Annotated in this window: 13 protein-coding genes; 11 read left to right on the top strand and 2 right to left on the bottom strand. The window is 62.7% G+C overall.

Annotation, left to right across the window (positions count from 1 at the left end; genetic code table 11):
• Positions 1–2: 2 nt before the first annotated feature.
• Together E8P82_RS09975 and E8P82_RS09970 are read left to right on the top strand one after the other, a co-directional pair.
• Positions 3–989 carry a Gfo/Idh/MocA family protein gene (locus E8P82_RS09975; RefSeq protein WP_136454562.1) on the top strand — a complete coding sequence of 329 codons (987 nt, stop codon included), beginning with the start codon at positions 3–5 and terminating at the stop codon, positions 987–989.
• A gap of 2 nt (positions 990–991) precedes the next feature.
• Positions 992–2,143 carry a glycosyltransferase gene (locus tag E8P82_RS09970; protein ID WP_246021211.1) on the top strand — a complete coding sequence of 384 codons (1,152 nt, stop codon included), beginning with the start codon at positions 992–994 and terminating at the stop codon, positions 2,141–2,143.
• Positions 2,144–2,179: 36 nt separating this feature from the next.
• On the opposite strand, the gene E8P82_RS09965 is transcribed toward E8P82_RS09970, so the two are convergent.
• Positions 2,180–3,316: a glycosyltransferase family 4 protein gene (locus E8P82_RS09965; protein WP_136454560.1), complete on the bottom strand. Its 1,137-nt coding sequence runs from the start codon at positions 3,314–3,316 to the stop codon at positions 2,180–2,182.
• A gap of 194 nt (positions 3,317–3,510) precedes the next feature.
• Here E8P82_RS09965 and glf point away from each other — a divergent pair, with 194 nt between their 5' ends.
• The 4 genes from glf to E8P82_RS09945 are packed head-to-tail and all read left to right on the top strand — an operon-like array spanning position 3,511 to position 8,344.
• Positions 3,511–4,698 (top strand): UDP-galactopyranose mutase, encoded by a 1,188-nt coding sequence (gene glf / locus E8P82_RS09960; RefSeq protein ID WP_136454559.1) that lies wholly within the window; start codon positions 3,511–3,513, stop codon positions 4,696–4,698.
• On the top strand, positions 4,695–6,716 hold the full coding sequence (locus tag E8P82_RS09955; protein ID WP_246021209.1) for a glycosyltransferase: 2,022 nt from the start codon (positions 4,695–4,697) through the stop codon (positions 6,714–6,716). Before glf ends, E8P82_RS09955 begins: the two co-directional genes overlap by 4 nt.
• On the top strand, positions 6,713–7,612 hold the full coding sequence (locus tag E8P82_RS09950; RefSeq protein WP_425456021.1) for an ABC transporter permease: 900 nt from the start codon (positions 6,713–6,715) through the stop codon (positions 7,610–7,612). Before E8P82_RS09955 ends, E8P82_RS09950 begins: the two co-directional genes overlap by 4 nt.
• A 3-nt stretch (positions 7,613–7,615) precedes the next feature.
• Complete coding sequence (locus E8P82_RS09945) at positions 7,616–8,344, top strand: ABC transporter ATP-binding protein (protein WP_136454557.1); 729 nt, start codon at positions 7,616–7,618, stop codon at positions 8,342–8,344.
• Positions 8,345–8,353: 9 nt separating this feature from the next.
• On the opposite strand, the gene E8P82_RS09940 is transcribed toward E8P82_RS09945, so the two are convergent.
• Positions 8,354–10,336 carry a DUF6541 family protein gene (locus tag E8P82_RS09940; RefSeq protein WP_342773233.1) on the bottom strand — a complete coding sequence of 661 codons (1,983 nt, stop codon included), beginning with the start codon at positions 10,334–10,336 and terminating at the stop codon, positions 8,354–8,356.
• Positions 10,337–10,733: 397 nt separating this feature from the next.
• Between E8P82_RS09940 and E8P82_RS09935 the strand changes: the two genes are divergently transcribed.
• The 5 genes from E8P82_RS09935 (at position 10,734) to E8P82_RS09915 (ending at position 15,860) form a co-directional block, all read left to right on the top strand.
• On the top strand, positions 10,734–11,399 hold the full coding sequence (locus E8P82_RS09935) for a glycosyltransferase family 2 protein (RefSeq protein ID WP_211096851.1): 666 nt from the start codon (positions 10,734–10,736) through the stop codon (positions 11,397–11,399).
• Positions 11,400–11,404: 5 nt separating this feature from the next.
• A complete protein-coding gene (locus tag E8P82_RS09930) occupies positions 11,405–11,818 on the top strand; it encodes a DUF2304 domain-containing protein (protein WP_136454553.1) in 414 nt (137 codons plus the stop codon).
• Positions 11,819–11,910: 92 nt separating this feature from the next.
• On the top strand, positions 11,911–13,611 hold the full coding sequence (locus tag E8P82_RS09925) for an ABC transporter ATP-binding protein (protein WP_246021203.1): 1,701 nt from the start codon (positions 11,911–11,913) through the stop codon (positions 13,609–13,611).
• A 48-nt stretch (positions 13,612–13,659) separates the two neighbouring features.
• Positions 13,660–14,847 (top strand): glycosyltransferase family protein, encoded by a 1,188-nt coding sequence (locus E8P82_RS09920; RefSeq protein WP_136454551.1) that lies wholly within the window; start codon positions 13,660–13,662, stop codon positions 14,845–14,847.
• A gap of 53 nt (positions 14,848–14,900) precedes the next feature.
• Positions 14,901–15,860, top strand: coding sequence for a glycosyltransferase family protein (locus tag E8P82_RS09915; protein WP_136454550.1), 960 nt, complete (start codon positions 14,901–14,903; stop codon positions 15,858–15,860).
• Positions 15,861–16,004 lie beyond the last annotated feature (144 nt).

Raw genomic sequence — 16,004 nt, 5'->3', positions numbered from 1 at the left:
CGGTGGCTGAGCTCAGAGTCGGTCTCATCGGGCTGGGGATGATGGGGCGGAACCACGCCAGGGCGATACGGGAGGTGGAGGGCCTCGAGCTCGTCGCGGTGGGGGACGCCTACGGTGACCCCCACGGAGCCGCCGGTGGTCTCCCGCTCTGTGGTTCCATCGACGAGCTCATCGAGCAGGGCCTCGACCTGGCCGTGTGCGCGGTGCCCACCGGTCTGCACGAGAGTGTCGGGCTCGCCTTGGCAGCCGCAGGCGTGCACACCCTGGTCGAGAAGCCCATCGCGGATACCGTCGACGCGGGTCTGAATCTGGTGGACGCCTTCGAGAGTGCCGGACTGGTCGGCGCTGTGGGGCACATCGAGCGCTTCAATCCCGCGCTGCAATCATTGCGGAGCCGCATCGCCGCAGGCGATCTCGGCGAGGTGTACCAGATCGCCACCCGACGGCAGGGACCGTTCCCGGCCAGGATCGCCGACGTCGGCGTGGTCAAGGACCTCGGGACGCACGACATCGATCTGACCTCCTGGCTGGCGCAATCGCCTTTCGCCTCGGTATCGGCGCGGACCAGTACCCGATCCGGTCGCCCGCACGAGGACATGGTCACTGCGTCGTGTCAGCTTGAGAACGGCGTCATCACCAGCCATCTGGTCAACTGGCTCTCGCCCATGAAGGAACGACTCACCGTCGTCACCGGGGAGAAGGGCGCCTTCGTCGCGGACACGCTCACCGCTGACCTCACGTTCTACGAGAACGGGACGTTCACCACGGAGTGGGAAGCCGTCTCCAACTTCAGGGGAGTCTCCGAGGGCAACATCACGCGGCTGGCTCTGACGAAGAGGGAACCCCTGCGCTCCGAACTCGAGGCGTTCCGCGACGCAGCGCTCGGTGTCGCCGACAACACGGTGACCATGCACGAGGGGCTGAACACGCTGCGCGTGGCCGAGGCGATCATCGAGGCGGCACGCGACGGCGTCGTGCGCGACCTCTAGCCGTGGCACTTCGCATCGTCGTCGCGACGCGCATCTTCGAGCCCGAGACCGGGGCCGCCGCCTACCGGTTGGCGGCGATGGTCCGCCAATTGGAGAAGCGCGGGCACGAGGTGGTCGTCTACACGACCCGAACGCGCGGAGCGGAGCGATCAACCCGAGGTGTTCGGAGATGGCCCGTCCTACGGGACAGAACGGGCGCTGTCCGCGGATACCTCCAGTACGCCAGTTTCGACGTGCCGCTCCTGTTCCGCTTGATTTTTGGTGCGTCGTTCGATGTCGTGATTGTCGAACCACCGCCCACGACCGGGCTGATGGTCCGGTTGGCGACAGCAGTGCGTCGTCGGCCCTACGTCTACTTCGCCGCTGATGTGAGTTCCGTTGCCGCTGCGGGGATCGGCGTCGCTCGACCGATCGTATTCGTGCTTCGTACGCTGGAGCGATATGTCCTCTCTGCCGCCGAGTATGTCCTGACCGTTTCATCCGGAGTCTCGGAGGCCGTTGTGGGCCTCACGCATCATCCTGAGCGAGTGGTGAATGTCGGCACAGGAGTGGACACACTCAAATTCTCCCGAAAAGGGGAAGACTCGCCCCACGAGGGCCGGTACTTCGTCTATGCGGGAACGATGTCCGAGATACAGGGTGCGGGTGTCTTCATCGACGGCTTCCTGAAGGTGATGTCCGACTTCCCGGATGTCCGCCTGCTCATGTACGGGCAAGGCGTCGAGCGGGAAGAACTCCTGGATCGGGCGGCGCCTTCCGCAGGGCGGATCGAGTTCCCGGGCACGGTCGGCAGCGAACTCCTTTCGCGCGTGCTGCGCGGGGCGGTTGCCGGGCTGGCATCGGTGCGGCCTGCGAAGGGGTACGATTTCGCGTTCGCCACCAAGGCCTTCGTCAGCCTCAGCTGCGGGACTCCGGTGATCTATGCGGGGGTCGGCCCGCTGAGGGACATCGTGGACGAAGAAGACCTTGGCCTCAGTGCGGACTGGGATGCAGACGATGTGGCAGCGGCCATGCGGCGTCTCCTCACGACGCCGTTACCGGAGAGCGAGAGACGACGCCTGGCTCGATGGGTCGAAGCCAACTACTCGCTCACGCGGGTCGGTGATGGCGTAGCCGATGTCGTTGCTCGACTCGACGACAACGCCGGCGCGTAGCTTCCAGCTACGGGGTCTATTCGCGTTCTGCCGAGGTCAGTCCAACAGTCGACGCAGAAGGCCTCGCTGGACTGCCTCATCAGCATCAGAACTGAGAATGCGTGCTGCGGCATGCGCATTCGCCTTGAACCGCTCAATATCCTCCCTGCTCATCCCACGAACCGCATCGACCAGTGCCTCCTCGGAGAAATCACGTGCGATGGTGCCGAGGCGGTGATCACTGATCAGCCGTGATGTCTCGGGTGACGGGCTGAACACGACCGCGAGGCGCGCCTGAACGAAGTCGAAGAACTTGTTCGGCAGCATCAGTGCGTGATTACGGGTCCGGGGTGGCAGGCTGAAGACGCCGACATCGTACTGATTCAGGGTGTCAGGAAGCTCATCAGGTGCAACCGGCGGGTGGATGGTCACGTTGTCCGCCTCTCCAGCCAGTCCTTCGAGAACACGGAGATACTTGCCGCCATCGCGAGCCGGAACGAGGTAGAGGTCGAGGGTATAGCCCGGTCCTAGCTTCCTCGCCGCCGAGATCATCCCCTCGAGGTTGCGTCCCGGGATGGCTGCACCACTGTGCACCAGCCGGACGATTCCCGGTAGCCCGGCGCTGGGCTGCAGGTCCACGAAGGGTCGAGCATTCCGGACAGTCACAGTGGAGCTACCGAACTGCCTCTCGTAGAGGCGAGCTATCGAGTCGTTCACCACGCTGATGGCAGCTGAGCGCGGCAGATACTCAGCGCAGACCGCGGTCATGAAGGGTTTCACGAGCAGCCTCCATGACAGTACATGGATGCGCTCCTCGGGGGCCCACTCGTGCATGTCGCCCCACACCGGAGCCTTGCCGGCAATCGAATGAGCCAGCGGGAGAGCGCGTGCCTCATTGGCGACCACCAGATCGAAGGAACGGCCGGCGGTGAGCCGAAGCGATGCCCGCATGGCGGGAGCAGCCAGTTCGACTCTCCGAAAAGCATGCACTGCCAGCAGCGCGACACCGGAGGCGGTCTGCGGTAGTGACGGGAGTGAGGCATCGAGTTGCAGGTGATCGACAGCGGCAACCGGTTTGTCTCCGTATCCCAGCGTCGTCACGTCACCGAATTCCGAAAGGATCTGGAGCTGGCGCAGGACGCGTGCGTCCGCCTGGATGTCGGAGAAGGAGATACAGAGAATGCTCGGACGCATGCTGCAACTCTAGGTCACGACAGGTGGAGCCCCGGCACCGTCCCAGGCGCCTCCGCCGCGCCAGAAAGCCCATCCTGCTCCCGATTTCGTAGGTGCTCCAGGACCTTCGGAGGAGGGCAGTGCATGGTCGGGTATCCTTGAGCGGCAGGCGCTACTTCTTGCTGCCCGCACCTACCCACGTATCAGGAGACTTCGTGAATGCTGACCTCGTCGTCGTAGGCGCAGGCTTTTTCGGCCTCACCATCGCGGAACGAGCGGCCTCGGACCTGGGACTCAAGGTACTGGTCATCGATCGTCGCGACCACATCGGCGGGAATGCGTACAGCGAGCGCGACGCCGAGACCGGTATCGAGGTCCACAAGTACGGAGCGCATCTCTTCCACACCTCGAACGAGAGGGTCTGGGAGTACGTCAACAGATTCACCACGTTCACCGACTACGTGCACAAGGTCTACGGGGTCCACAACGGCGAGGTCTACTCGCTGCCGATCAACCTCGCCACGATCAACCAGTTCTTCCGAGCCAATCTGACACCGGACGAGGCCCGCACGCTGATCCGGGAGCAGGCGGGGGAGCTCGCCGGCTCCGATCCGCAGAATCTGAACGACAAGGGCATCCAGCTGATCGGACGGCCCCTGTACGAGGCGTTCATCAAGCACTACACGGGCAAGCAGTGGCAGACCGACCCCAAGGATCTTCCGGCCGGTATCATCTCGCGCCTGCCGGTGCGCTACACCTACGACAACCGGTACTTCAACGACACGTACGAGGGCCTTCCCACGGACGGGTACACGGTCTGGATCGAGCGCATGGCGGACCATCCGCACATCACCGTGCAACTCGACACCGACTTCTTCGACGAGTCGCAACCACTGAACAAGAGGGCACTCGTCGGGACGGTGCCCATCATCTACACCGGTCCGGTGGACAGGTACTTCGACTACGCCGAGGGCGAGCTGTCCTGGCGCACCATCGACTTCGAACAGGAGATCCTGGACACCGGCGATTTCCAGGGGACCTCGGTGGTCAACTACAACGATGCGGACACGCCGTTCACCAGAATCATCGAACCCCGCCACTTCCATCCCGAGCGCAAGTACCAGACGGAGAAGACGCTGATCATGCGTGAATTCTCCCGCTTCGCCGAATCGGGCGACGAGCCGTACTACCCCGTCAACACGGCGGATGACCGTCAGAAGATGCTCGCCTACCGCGATCTGGCGAAGGCGGAGGAAGCCGTTCTGTTCGGGGGACGCCTCGGCACGTACAAGTATCTGGACATGCACATGGCCATCGGATCCGCCCTGACCATGTACGACAACAAGATCAAGCCCCACTTCAGTGGCGGCGCCCCGCTCGAAAGTGGAGGAGTAGACGCGTGAGCACCACGGCGACGACCGATCAGAAGACGACCACGGATGCCGGAGCGACTACCTGGACAGCAGTCCACCGCGTGGTCTTCCCCGAGGCGGCGGACCTCGACACCATGCCCCTGTATGTCGACTTCAACGACCCGCAGCGCATTCCGGAGTTCAGGTCAGGCAGCGCGGAGCCGGCTGTGACGGCGGGCGGGGCAGCCGATGTACGGCCCGACTACGTCGTGGACCGACGGCGCTTCTCGCTCCCCGCACATCAGCGCGTATCACTCGGCACCTACTTCAACGCCTTTCCGGCGAGCTACTGGCAGGCACATACGAGCGTTCGTACGGTACGCCTGACCGTCGAGCTGGAGGGTGATGCGACCGTCGTCGTCTACCGGTCGACCTCCCGCGGTACCGCCAACCGCGTCAGCAGTACCCGCACCGGCTCCGGGTCGGCGCCGGTGGTCGTGGAGCTCCCGATCACAAGTTTCGGGGACGGTGGCTGGTACTGGTTCGACCTCACAGCGCACGGCAGTTCGGTCCTGCTCGAGCGTGCCGAGTGGAGCGTTCCCGAGCCGGAGGGCTTCCGTCCCGGCAAGCTGTCGATCGCCGTGACGACCTTCAACCGTCCCGACTACTGCGTACGCAACCTCGGGGCACTGGGCGCCTCGCCGGAGCTTCTCGAGGTCCTGCATCGGGTCATCGTCACCGACCAGGGGACGCAGAGAGTCCGGGACGAGACCGGGATCGAGGTAGCGGCGGAGGGTCTGGGGGATCGCTTGACAATCGTGGAGCAGCCGAACCTGGGCGGCTCGGGCGGGTTCGCCCGCGGCATGCTCGAGACCGTCGACGACGGCCAGAGCACGTATGTCATGCTGCTCGACGACGACGTCGAGATGGAGACCGAAGGTATCCTCCGCGCCGCCCAGTTCGCCGACTTCACCCGCAACCCCACGATTGTGGGCGGGCACATGTTCAATCTCTTCGAGCGCGCCGTGATGCACAACTTCGGTGAGTCCGTACAGCAGTACCGCTTCAGCTACGGCGCAGCGGAGAACACCCGCGAGGGTCACGACTTCGCGGCCAGTAATCTGCGTACGACGCCGTGGATGCACCGGCGGGTGGACGTGGACTACAACGGCTGGTGGATGTGCCTCATCCCGACCGAGATCATCAGGGAGATCGGCCTCGCCCTGCCCGTGTTCATCAAGTGGGACGATGTGGAATACGGCATCCGGGCGAAGTCGCACGGATTCACGACCGTCACCCTGCCCGGTGCGGCGGTGTGGCACATGCCCTGGACGGAGAAGGACGACACGATCGACTGGCAGGCCTACTACCACCAGCGGAACCGCTGGGTGGCCACCCTCGTCTACTCGCCCTACAAGCGGGGCGGGCGGATGCCCAAGGAGTCGCTGGGCGTCGACGCCCGTCATCTGCTCTCGATGCAGTACTCAGCGGTGGAGTTGAGGCTTCAGGCACTCGAGGACGTACTCGACGGCCCTGACCACCTGCACCGCACCATCGGCTCGAAGCTGGGCGAGGTACGCGCTACACGCTCCCGGTTCGACGACGCGAAGGTGTCCAAGGACCTCGCGGACTTCCCGCCGGTCAAGCGCAGCAAGCCACCGCACAAGGGCAAGAGTCCGACGCCGGCACGCAGCCGTCCGGCAGCAGTCGCCCGACTGCTCGCGAGCGCCGCCTATCAGCTGAAGCCCGTCGCCGCTACCGCGACCCACAATCCGGAAGCACATGTCGCGGCCGTCGATGCGCGCTGGTGGCGGCTGTCCCAGCTCGACTCGGCCCTGGTCACGTCCTCGGACGGCACCGGGGCATCCTGGCACAAGCGCGACGCCGAGAAAGCGCGCGAGCTGGCGCTGCGGAGCGCCGACCTGCATCGTCGGCTGTACCTCAAGTGGGACGAACTCGCCGAGCAGTACCGCGCTGCCCTGCCGGACTTCACCTCGCAGCAGGCGTGGCGGCACACCTTCGGCATGGACACCCCCGCCGATCCTTCGGCCGGCAGGACCACGGAGTGACGGCAGGTTCCTCGAGCCGGGATGATGATGCAGTCGGCCTGGTCTCACCGGGACACAGTGCCGGGCTCCGTGATGTCGTCGGGAGCAGATTCCTGCTGAAGCTGCTGGTCGACAAGGAGATCAAGGTCCGCTATCGCGGATCGGTGCTCGGTCTGCTGTGGTCGTACGTCAAGCCCGCGGTACAGTTCGTCGTCTTCTACATCGCCCTCGGCATCTTCCTCGGACTGGAGCAGAGTGAGCGCAACCCCGCCGGACTGCCCAACTACGCCATCTATCTCTTCTCCGGAATCGTGCTCATCAATTTCTTCACGGAGGCCCTGAGCAATGCCTCGCGGTCGATCGTCACCAACGGCGGTCTGATCAAGAAGATTTACCTGCCGCGTCAGCTCTTCCCGGTGTCGGCCATCTGGGTATCCGGGATCCATTTCCTCCCCCAGATGGTCATCCTCGTGGTGGCATGCCTTCTGACCGGCTGGACTCCTTCCGTCCTCCAACTCGGTACTGCGGTCCTTGGATTCCTGATCGTTGCACTGCTGGCCACCGGACTCGGTTTGATCTTCGGCGCCGTGAACGTCTATTTCAGGGACGCCGAGAATTTCGTCGACATGCTGCTCATGGTTGCTACCTGGGCCTCACCCGTGCTGTACGCGTGGACCATGGTGCGGGATCAGCTGGGGCAGACCGCGCTGCAGATCTACCTCCTCAATCCGCTGACCATCGGCGTCGAGTCCTTCCATTTCGCCTTCTGGATGCCGACCGCGGAACAGACCCAGGGCCTGCCGCCGTCCTTCCTGTCCGTCTGGGTACCGATCGGTCTGGTCGTGTCGATCCTCGTGGTCCTGCTCGGGCAACTACTCTTCAGTCGGCTCGAGGGCCGATTCGCCCAGGAGCTGTGACACATGCCGGTCTCGATCGATATCGATAATCTCGACAAGCGTTTCGTCATGCGCCATACGCGATCCATCAAGGAGTCCGTGCTGTGGCTGCTCAAAGGGCGTCGGGGCGACCTGAGCCGGAAGTTCTCCGCCCTCGAGGGCGTGTCCCTGACCATCCAGCAGGGGGAGACGGTGGCATTGCTCGGTTTCAACGGATCCGGCAAGTCGACCCTGCTCAAGCACATCTCGGGCGTCATGCTCCCCGACGCCGGCACGGTGCGGATCAGAGGGCGGGTTGCCGGCCTGATCGAGGTCGGTGCGGGCTTCCATCCCGATCTCAGCGGCAGGGACAACGTGTTCCTCAACGGATCCATCCTCGGGATGACCGAGAAGGAGATCCGGCAACAGTTCGACTCGATCGTCGAGTTCTCCGAGATCGGGGAGTTCATCGACACCGAGGTCCGCTTCTACTCGTCAGGAATGTATCTGAGGCTGGCTTTTGCCGTTGCAGTCCATACGGACCCGGACATCTTCCTGATCGACGAGATCCTGGCGGTCGGCGACGAGCCGTTCCAGAAGAAGTGCCTTGCGAAGATCAAGGAGTTGAACGAGGCGGGCAAGACCCTCGTCGTGGTCAGCCATGACTTCGACATGGTGCGCAAGGTATGTGAGCGGGGCGTGGTCCTCGAGCACGGACGAATCGTGCAGGACGGCACGGTGAGTGAAGCCATCGGTCACCTTCGCGCCGGCTGAGCGCTCCCTTCAGATCGAGCCGCGCTCGGGGTCGAAGCAACTCGCCACGCGGTACAGCCGGGCGTCGCCCTCCTCGTCGACGAGCTCCAGAGCCGAGGGGTCGTCGATGTCGTCGAACGCCGGGTAGTTCTCGGCTTCAGGCAGATCGAGGAGGTAGAAGTCCCCGAAGTCGAGGACGTACTCGACCCGTTCCTCCCGGGCGATGGCGCAGGCTTCCGATCGGTATCTCGCATCATCCAGGTTCTGCGCCAGGACCGAGAGATCAGGCGGGAGCGGCCTCGAACTCATGTGGTACTGGGTCACGGCCCGTCCGCTGATCGCGTAGGCGAGAGCTCCGCCGTTCCACGGGTTGACGGCGATCACCGCGTCCTCCGGCACTTCGTCGTCCAAGCGTTCCAGCAGAGCCAGCTCGTCGAGCGAGAGGATGGTCGGGTTCCCCTCCCACGTGTGGTTCTGCCTGCTCTCGGCCACCATCTCATCGATCGGACCACGCTGGCTCCCGAGACCACCCAGGACCGCCACAAGGGCGACCACCGTGCCCGCTGCCACTTTGAGACCCCGTGATGGAGCGGAGGAGACGCTGAGCAATCTCGCCCACAGCCAGAGCAGAATTCCTGACGCTCCGAATGCCGCAATCAGCACGGTGGGTAGTGGGAGGAGAGAGGCCAGGCGCTGCGGATCCTGGTACCAGCTGCCCACGACGACGTAGCGTAAGGCTCCTCGAGGCTCGGCAGCGGAGACCGCGTAGAGCGCTACGACAACTCCGTAGAGACCGAGGAGCCACCCGTAGCCCCCGTCCCTTATGAGGCGAATCAGACCGACCGCGGTACAGACCGCAATGACAACAGGGACGCCGCGCTCGTGAGGAGCGCTGGTGATCGCCTGTCCGATAGCGCTGGCGTAGCGGGTGAAGGGTTGCCAGGTGTCGTAGCCGATCAGCAGGGCCCGCCAGGTGACGATGAAACCCGTGACGAACAGGGCAGCGATGAGTAGCGGCAGGAGTATTCCGCGCCCGCCGCGCCTGCTGAGACCCGCTCTGACCCAGCGGAACCAGCTGAAGATCGCGACGGGCAGCGACAGCGCAAGGAGAGCCGTGAAGCCATTCGGCTGAGCGAACATCAGCGCGATGATCGCGGTCAAGAACGCCAGCAGGATCACGCCGTACGTATTGTCATCGCGTGGTCGTACCTTGAGCATCAGGATCGCCAGCGCGAGAGCTGCCGGCAGAACGGCGTAGGACAGCAGGTTCGGATAGAGCGGTCCGAAGTCGATGAGACCTATGGGAAAAGCGGTGAACCCGGCGGAGAACACACCGGTCAGGGCGATCAAAACCGCTTGTGCTCCGAAGACGATGCGCGCGAGAAGCATGACGCCGACCGGCCACACCAGTGAGGCGATGACGATGTTGAGTGCGTTGACGGCAACGGGGATGGGCTGGTTCGTCACGTCCACGATCAATGCGGCGAACCCGTGCCAGGCGGCTGGATACACCGCGATGTCGGCAGTCGGATTCAGAATGCGTCCCAATGTCAGGGTGGACGCGTCACCCTGTTCGAGTACCCAGCGCACTGCGTTGAGGTGGTACACGTTGTCGTATCGCTGGGCAAGGTTGCTCGGGCTGCCGAAGATCAGGATGAGATTGAGAGCAGAGGCGACACCTCCCGCCAGCAGACCTGCTGTAGCACCGAGGGTGGTTCGCCAATCAACGTGACGGGGAAGGCGGAACCAGCTGAGTCGGAACACGAAATGCTTGACCAGGAGCGTGATGACGACGATCCCGACAAGTGCCAGCAGGAAGGTGACCAGCGACCATGGGATCCCGGCGAGCGATAGGAGGACGGCGGAGAGCCCTGTGACTGCCACTGAGAAAACGGGCGCAAGACCGACAGAGAGGGGGCCTCTGATGTTGAATGCTGCCGTGAGCACAAGGCCCGGAAGGGTAAGCAGCGCAGTCGCTGTTGCCAGGGTCGGCAAAAGGCCCAACCACGACATCTGAGCTCCTTCAACTGGATAGCGTGCAACTATTGATAACGGTCTTGTGCTGGTACGAGCGGGCAAATGTGGTATTTCCATTACGAGCCCTGGAATGTGCTATGTCCCCACGGCTCCGAGCAAGCCAATCCGATTATCGGTAACCGCAGCGCCCGCTGATTTGTCTTCAGGCGATCGGAACTCTCGTTGATTCTTGACCAGACGTCAATGGAGTCGTGCCGGCTGCGCGAGCGCGGGCCCCGATGGATGATGGACTGTTCTGAACTGTATGGAAGCACCGCACGCCACGAGTCAGATATGGAGCTAACCTCCGCGACATCGTGTCGTCGCCCTGCCCTACAGAAAGCATCTCACTCGCTCTTCCATCGTCCAACTCGAACTATGTGATACTGGATGGGTGAGCCGTACCTGGATCGTTATCCCTCTGTTTAACGAGGCTCCGGTCATCGGTTCAGTGGTTGAGGAGCTTCTGCTCACGTTTCGGCACGTGGTCTGCATCGATGATGGCAGCACGGATGCTTCGGCCAGTGTTGCGCGCGCAGCAGGGGCAACCGTCGTGCAGCATCCGGTGAACCTGGGCCAGGGCGCGGCGCTGCAGACCGGCTTCGAGTACGTACTACAGGACCCAGAAACATCGTCGGTAGTGACGTTCGACGCCGACGGTCAGCACCGCGTTGCCGACGCCGTTGCCATGGTGCGGAGAATTGAGTCAGGAGAAGCCGATGTCGTGCTCGGTTCGCGCTTCCTCGACGGCAGGACAAAGCTCGGCGTGATGAAGAACCTCGTTCTACGCATGGCGGCCGCCCAGATTCGCTGGAGCACCGGCATGAATCTGACCGATGCGCACAATGGGCTTCGCGCGTTCGATCGACAGGTCACCTCGAATCTCCATCTCACCCAGAACAGGATGGCTCACGCCTCCGAACTGATACATGTGCTCTCGGTCCTGAAACCACGTTGGACGGAACATCCGGTGGAAATCGTCTACACCGACTACTCGAAATCCAAGGGACAGCCCCTTCTCAATTCCGTCAACATCCTCGCGGACCTGCTCTTTAGGTAACTCATATGCTCATAGTCGTCCAGATAGTCCTCCTCCTTGTCGTCGTCTTCTTCTCCCTGGTGTTGATCCGTGGCGGATCGAATGCGAAGCACATGGCCATTCGCAGGATCATGGTGCTCTTGTTCGCCACCGCGGCGGTCTTCTCCATTTTCTTCCCTGAAGCGTTGACCGAGCTTGCCAGGATCGTCGGAGTGGGTCGCGGCACTGACTTGATGCTCTATGCCTTCATCGTCGCCTTTCTGGTGTACATGTCCACCACGCATCAACGGTTTCGTCAGTTCGAAGCGACGCTGACCAAGCTTTCACGCAGGATCGCGCTTGACGAGGCGGACAAGCCATGGCTGGTGCGCCAGTCACGGAACGTGGAGAACGGGAGCGTTGCTGGCGAGTACGGGACCCGACGGGCGGACAACCGGTGAATGCACTGGTCCGGATCAATCGCAGGCTGTTGGAGGTTCTGCCCCGATCAGCGCGTAAGTTCCTCATCAGATATGCAGTTCTCTCGTCCTCGTTGGCTTTGATCGACATCGTAGCCCTCGGGCTGCTGGCCGTGACAATGTCGGGCATCATCGCGGACAATCCGGTGGAATTCGGTCCTGTCGTCATCGATTCCGTCTCGGGCTACGCAGTCGTGCTGGCGGTCTTCTGTGCACTGGTGATCATCAAGAGCGCGCTGAACGTACTCCTGCTGCGTATCGCCACGTCGAGATTTGCGGCCCACGAGGTGTCGATCGGCGATCGGCTGCTCGCCGCCTACATGCGCGCGCCGTGGGTGGACCGATTGAAGCGTAACTCCTCGGAACTTGTCAGATCGGTGGATTCCGGAGTGTCCATCACCGTTTCCGGGGTCCTCATGCCTTCGATGGGGCTGGCGGGCGAACTGGTCACGGTCCTTGCCGTCGTCATCGTGTTGTTGGTGAGCAACTGGATCACGGCGGTCACCGCGATCATCTATCTCGGACTCGTCGCGATATTCCTCTCCCGGGGCATCTCCAAGCGTGCGGTGGCGAACGGGCAGCGTAATCGCCAATTCTCCCTGAGGACGGTGCGGCTGATCACGGAGGCTATGGGTGCGCTCAAAGAGGTGACGCTGAAGGGTGCGACGGCTGACGTGGAGAAAGCTGTGCACGCGAACCGGATCCAGTCCGCCAAGGCCCGCTCCATGGCACTCTTCCTCGGACAGGTTCCGCGTTTCGTCCTCGAGTCTGCTCTCATCGGAGGATTCATGCTCGTGGGTATCGTCGGATACTTCACGAGTCCTGCTGACGTGGACCCGGTGAGCAACACTCTCGCTGCCATAGCGCTGTTCGGTGTTGCCGGCTTCCGGATAGTTCCAGCGCTGACGCGCTTCCAATCGATCCTCTCGACAGTCCATTCCAGCACGCCCTTCGCGGAGCAGGTGCTGGAGGACATCAAGGAGGCAGAGGCGCGAGCGAAGGACCAAGAATCTCCCGACCAGGGTGTGCTTCCCGTCGGGGTTCCCGACATCGTCCTCACGGATGTCCGCTTCAGCTACCCACACACGGACGCTCCTGCGCTCGTGGACGTCACCATGAAGATACCCGCCGGTTCACGCGTCGCCGTCGTCGGTGCCTCGGGTGCAGGAAAGTCGACACTCATTGATCTTCTGCTCGGACTGCTGCTGCCCAGCTCAGGTGACGTTCTCATCGGCGGTGTGCCACTTCAGCAAGTGCTTCACTCCTGGCGGTCGAGAGTGGGGTACGTTCCTCAGGAGGTCTCACTGTTCGACGCGTCAATAGCCCAGAACGTCGCGCTCACCTGGGATCCTGACGAGGTCGACGTGGACCGCGTGCGCCGTGCTCTAAGCCGGGCGCAAATGCTTGAAGCTGTCGAATCCAGGCCCAACGGCATCTTCGGAGCCGCAGGCGAACGGGGAATGGCTCTTTCGGGCGGGCAGCGTCAGCGCCTTGGTATTGCTCGCGGACTGTATCGCGATCCGGCAGTTCTGGTGCTCGATGAAGCGACGAGTGCGCTCGATACGTCGACCGAGGCCGCGGTGACCGAGGCGATCCGAAACCTGGCAGGCAGCGTCACGACCATCACAGTGGCGCACAGACTGTCGACTATCAAGGACAGCGATGTCGTCTTCTTCTTCGCCGATGGACAGTTGGCCAGCCAGGGAACATTCGACGAAGTCGTCGCGCAGATGCCCGACTTCGCCAAGCAGGCGGCGCTGGCAGGTCTCGCCTGAATTGTCCGAGATCGTTGTGTGGGTAAGGGTAGTGGAATGGTTGGACTGATGACTGACAAAGATGTTCCCGAGTTGAGACCACGTGTTTTGGTTCTTTCGTTTTCGCCCATCATCCGGGATCCGAGGGTGCTCAGGCAGATCAAACTACTCAGTGAGTTCGCGGACGTCATCTCTTGTGGTTACGGTGAGTCGCCGACGGGCGTCGTCGAGCATGTACAAATTCCGGATGATTTCAAACCATGGCGAAAGGACTTCAAGTCGACTGCAGTTCTTCTGGCCGCGCGCTTCTACGAGAAGTTATATTTCGACTCGGAAAGAATCCTGTTCGTCCGGGGAGCAATTCCCGTCCGGTCGGTCGATGTCGTAATTGCCAACGATGTGATCGCGGTGCCACTTGCCCTGGCGTTGCGCCCTGCGATGGGTGTTCACGCCGATCTCCACGAGTACGCCCCTCGTCAGGGCGAGGACCGGCTGCAATGGAAGCTTCTCGTCGGCCCATTCATGCACTGGGCGGCGCGCAAATATGTTACCAGGGTCAATTCGACTACGACCGTGGCGAAGGGGATCGCGGAGGAATATGCGCGCGTTTACGGTATACCTGAGCCACAGGTGGTGCCCAACGCCTCCAGCTACGAGGATCGATACAGTCCGACGGAGGTTCAGACGCCGCTCAGACTGATCCATACGGGCGCTGCAGGACGAGGGCGGAAAATCGAGATCATGATCGATGCAGTGGCTCGCGCCAACGAACTGCGCCCTGGCACTGCAACCCTCGATCTCGTCATGGTGCCGGGAGAGCAGAAGTACATCGACGAGTTGACGGCGCGTTCCGCGGCGGTTCCCGATGGTGCCGTACGGATGAAACCTCCGGTGCAGTTCGATCAGATAGTCCCCATGCTGCAGAACTACGATGTGGGCATCTTCATCTGCCCGCCGAGCACCTTCAATCTGCTCCATGCTCTTCCGAACAAACTGTTCGAGTTCGTTCAGGCGAGACTGGCGATCGTGATCGGCCCGTCCCCGGAAATGGAACGCGTCGTCCGCCAGTACGACGTCGGAGTGGTTGCCGATGACTTCGACGCCGAGTCGGTCGCGCGAGTCCTGCTGGACCTCACGCCGGAGTCAGTGGCTGAAATGAAGCAGGCCTCTCATCGAGCGGCACGCCCGCTGAGTGCCGAAGAGGTCACCGGACCGTGGGAGGACGCTGTGCGAAAACTGACCGGAATCCTTCCGTGACACCGGCCGATATCTCACATGTGCGAGCGCTTCATGTACACGACGCAGCGAATGTGGGACGGAACCTCGTCGATGCTGCCAACAAGATGGGCCAGTCCTGGTCGATGACGGGGATTCCCTGGTACTACCGACGCCAGTGGACCGGTGTCCTCAGGCACCCCGTGCTGCGCACGCGCCCTGTTCTTTGGGACGCGACCCTCGCCGCGAAGAGTGCGCATCACGACGTCGTGCACCTCCACACCGGTGGATTGTCCCCACATATGCGGTGGCTCAGGGCACCGTGGGTTCTCCATTTCCATGGTACGGACGTGCGGTCTCGTCAGTACGACGGCTGGGCGAGCAAGCTTGAGTACGGCGTCCAGCACGCTGATGCAGTCCTCTACTCCACCCCCGATCTCACCTCGCACGTGCACAATCTCACCGATCGTGGCCAGTACTTCCCGGTCACCATACGAACCGATGCCCTGCCGGCGTGGCATCCCCGACGGGACCGTGTCGTGTTTGCTTCCCGCTGGGACGATGTGAAGGGTGCGACCCAGCAACTCGAGGTCGCACGACGTGTCCGCGAGCTCCACCCCCGGGTCGAATTGATCGGGCTGGACTGGGGGGAGCGGGCATCCGAGGCTGCAGCGGCCGGCATACGTCTGGTACCGAAGATGCCGCCGGATCAATTTCAGGCCTGGCTGGCCACTGCGTCGGTGGTGATCGGACAGATGACCAAAATTCTCTCCGTGAGCGAGCTCGAAGCCCTGTCGATCGGAGTTCCACTGGTCACCACCGCCGATCGAGATTTCTACCCCCTCCTTCGCGAGTCGTCCGCTTCGAGCGTCGACGCCGTAGCCCATGCGGTGGTCCAGGCTCTCGATGATCCTGAGAATGCGGCAAGGCAGCAGGATGGTCCGGGATTCGTCTCCGGGGAACATGACGCGAAAGCCGGTGTCGAACGCCTGATCAGCCTGTATTCGTCCATCATCTCCGCCGCGAAGAATCGCAACGGAGATGATGGACGCTGACCACGGTCGCGTCGCCTGGGGTCCACCGGGTGTTGGTGTGGTGGGGTTAGAGTTTTCCGGCGGGTTTGGGGGTGGTGTAGCCGGGGTTGGTGGGCATGCCGGTTCCGGGGTAGAGGGTGAGGGTTCCTTTGGTGGTGGTGGCCA

The sequence above is a fragment of the Arthrobacter echini genome, assembly GCF_004803505.1.
In the GTDB taxonomy this organism is placed as follows: Bacteria; Actinomycetota; Actinomycetes; order Actinomycetales; family Micrococcaceae; genus Arthrobacter_D; species Arthrobacter_D echini.
This window is presented reverse-complemented; position numbering and strand designations above follow the sequence as displayed.

What these genes read in the sequence shown, in the direction of transcription:
- E8P82_RS09965 (WP_136454560.1), bottom strand. Translation starts at nt 3,316, where the DNA reads ATGCGTCCGAGCATTCTCTGTATCTCCTTCTCCGACATCCAGGCGGAC.
- E8P82_RS09945 (WP_136454557.1), top strand. Translation starts at nt 7,616, where the DNA reads ATGCCGGTCTCGATCGATATCGATAATCTCGACAAGCGTTTCGTCATG.
- E8P82_RS09940 (WP_342773233.1), bottom strand. Translation starts at nt 10,336, where the DNA reads ATGTCGTGGTTGGGCCTTTTGCCGACCCTGGCAACAGCGACTGCGCTG.
- E8P82_RS09930 (WP_136454553.1), top strand. Translation starts at nt 11,405, where the DNA reads ATGCTCATAGTCGTCCAGATAGTCCTCCTCCTTGTCGTCGTCTTCTTC.
- E8P82_RS09920 (WP_136454551.1), top strand. Translation starts at nt 13,660, where the DNA reads ATGACTGACAAAGATGTTCCCGAGTTGAGACCACGTGTTTTGGTTCTT.